The 2,408-nt window shown below is 47.0% G+C and carries 2 protein-coding genes; one reads left to right on the top strand and one right to left on the bottom strand.

Annotated elements, in window-relative coordinates; genetic code table 11:
* Window positions 1-261 precede the first annotated feature (261 nt).
* Window positions 262-1,536 carry a valine--pyruvate transaminase gene (locus RMO35_RS22770; RefSeq protein ID WP_309744623.1) on the top strand — a complete coding sequence of 425 codons (1,275 nt, stop codon included), beginning with the start codon at window positions 262-264 and terminating at the stop codon, window positions 1,534-1,536.
* A gap of 166 nt (window positions 1,537-1,702) precedes the next feature.
* Here RMO35_RS22770 and RMO35_RS22765 read toward each other — a convergent pair whose 3' ends face one another.
* The gene (locus RMO35_RS22765) at window positions 1,703-2,350 is read right to left on the bottom strand and encodes a response regulator transcription factor (protein WP_309744621.1); all 648 of its coding nucleotides are present in this window, start codon (window positions 2,348-2,350) and stop codon (window positions 1,703-1,705) included.
* Between the last annotated feature and the right edge of the window lie 58 nt (window positions 2,351-2,408).

Here is a 2,408-nt window from a genome sequence, read left to right as displayed (position 1 = left end):
CTAATGCTGCTTGGGATTTGCCTTTACCCGTACCGTCGTAGACATGAATCTGTCCGGCGGCACGTTCTTTGCGTTTGGTTGCCGTGCGAATCCCAATCCCAACTCTACTCACTAGTATCAAACTCCTAATTTACTAAAGACCGTATCCCACTGCCCCATGATTATAGACAACTTAGCGGAATGGTTGTTTATAATAGCCATAACATCTGCTCGATCGCCAATTGTCAGACGGATACCCGAATCGTCCATCACGTCACCATTATGAATCTCGCACTATCTCAAGTCGGTACCCAAATGTCTAATTTGACTGGCGTGCGCGCCATCATGAAAGACATTCAAGCAACTCTTTCGGCTAGCAAAGGCCGAGAGTTTATCAATCTTAGTGCGGGCAACCCAGTCATCCTACCGGAAATCGAGCAGATGTGGCGGGACTACACTCATGAATTATTAGCAAGTGCCGATTATGGTGAGGTCGTGTGTCGGTACGGTTCGAGTCAAGGCTATCAGCCCTTAATCGATGCGATCGTGACTGATTTTAATCACCGCTACAGCCTCAATTTGACCGCTAAGAACGTCTTAATTACACCGGGTAGTCAAAGTCTGTATTTCTACGCGATTAATGCCTTTGGCGGGCAAACAGCCGGGGGTCAGATGAAACAGGTCGTATTACCGTTGAGTCCTGATTATACGGGCTACGGTGGAATGGCGATCGCGGCAGATTCGATCGTTGCCTACAAGCCGACTCTGGACATCGACGCTGCCAATCATAGTTTTAAATATCGTCCTGATTTTAGTCGGTTACAGGTTGGGGAAGATACTGGTTGCGTCCTCTTTTCACGCCCTTGCAATCCGACAGGCAATGTCCTAACCGATGAAGAAGTTCAAAAGATTGCCGCGCTAGCAGCCAACTATGATACGCCTGTGCTGATCGATTCGGCGTATGCACCACCATTCCCCAGCTTAAATTTCACGGAAATGACCCCGATCTTCGGCGAGAATATCGTCCACTGTATGAGTCTTTCTAAAGCTGGATTGCCAGGGGAAAGAATCGGAATTGCCTTGGGGAGCGAAAAATTCATCGGCATTCTGGAGTCATTCCAGACCAATATGTGTCTCCACTCGTCGCGCTACGGACAGGCGATCGCGGCTAAAGCAGTTGCCAGCGGACGCTTGGCAGATTTGGCAACTACTGTGATTCGTCCCTATTATCAGCAAAAGTTCGCCGTTTTAGAAGCAGGCATTACTAAATTTATGCCTCAAGATCTTCCCTGGTATCTCCACCGTGGGGAAGGGGCAATTTTTGCATGGATGTGGTTCCAAGATTTACCGATGACTGATTGGGATCTCTATCAAGCTCTCAAGGAAGTGGGCATTATTGTGGTACCAGGAAGTTCGTTTTTCCCTGGACTACGCGAAGATTGGGCACATAAGCAACAATGTATCCGCATCAGTCTGACGGCTAGCGATGCCGATATTACCACGGCGATGGAAAGGTTAGCCGCAGTTGTTAGCGATGTGTATCGGGGTAGAGGGTAGATGGGAGATGGGAGATGGTAGTAATGATGTTGTTAGTACTTAACTGAAACCTAGATGGTGGGCACTGCCCACCCTACTGGGACGACACTGAAACCTAGATGGTGGGCAGTGCCCACCCTACGCAATGTAATAATCAATAATTATTAATTATTAATTATTAATTAAATTAAGCCATTCTAGTTTCGATCGCCCAGCGGGCTAATTCGGTGCGATTATTCAGTCCGGTTTTGCCGAGCATATTCGAGACGTGACTTTCGATCGTGCGTTGGCTGACATTCATCTGAAGGGCAATTTCTCGATTTGCCAAGCCTCTAGCGACTAACTGCACGACTTTGAGTTCGGTGGGAGTGAGTTCTACAGTCGCCGGAACTTGAATCGGCGAACTATCGTCACTGACTCCATCGGTATACAAGAGCAATCTATTGGTTTGCTTGAGCGAAGATTCAACTTGGGCGACGAGTTCTTCTGGCTCGAAGGGTTTAACCATATAAACATCCGCACCCAAATTCAGACCCTTGATCCGGTCTTGACTTTGCCCGCGAGCTGAGAGAAATAAAACGGGAATCCAGCTCGTCCGTCGATCCTGTCGGACATTTTCGATCAGTGCATAACCATCCATTTCTGGCATCATAATGTCACAGATGATCATATCGGGGAGATTTTGGGACAGCAGGTTTAGAGCTTCTTTACCATTGTCAGCAGTCAGCACCTCATAACCTCGAAACTCTAAATAATCTTTGACTAATAAGATGAGATTGGGGTCATCATCGATTAATAGTAGTCGCTTGCGGTCTTTTCCACCAACTGCTTTCATAATCTTCTGACTAAAGTTAACCGTTTGTAACGATCGATAATTTGTATTTAACCATCAA

The sequence above is a fragment of the Chamaesiphon sp. OTE_20_metabat_361 genome (assembly GCF_031364565.1).
Note: the sequence above shows the minus strand (reverse complement) of the source record. Positions and strands in the feature narration are given on the sequence as shown.

Bases quoted from the DNA above. Each gene is read 5' to 3' on its own strand.
- RMO35_RS22770 (WP_309744623.1), top strand. From the start codon at position 262: ATGAATCTCGCACTATCTCAAGTCGGTACCCAAATGTCTAATTTGACT.
- RMO35_RS22765 (WP_309744621.1), bottom strand. From the start codon at position 2,350: ATGAAAGCAGTTGGTGGAAAAGACCGCAAGCGACTACTATTAATCGAT.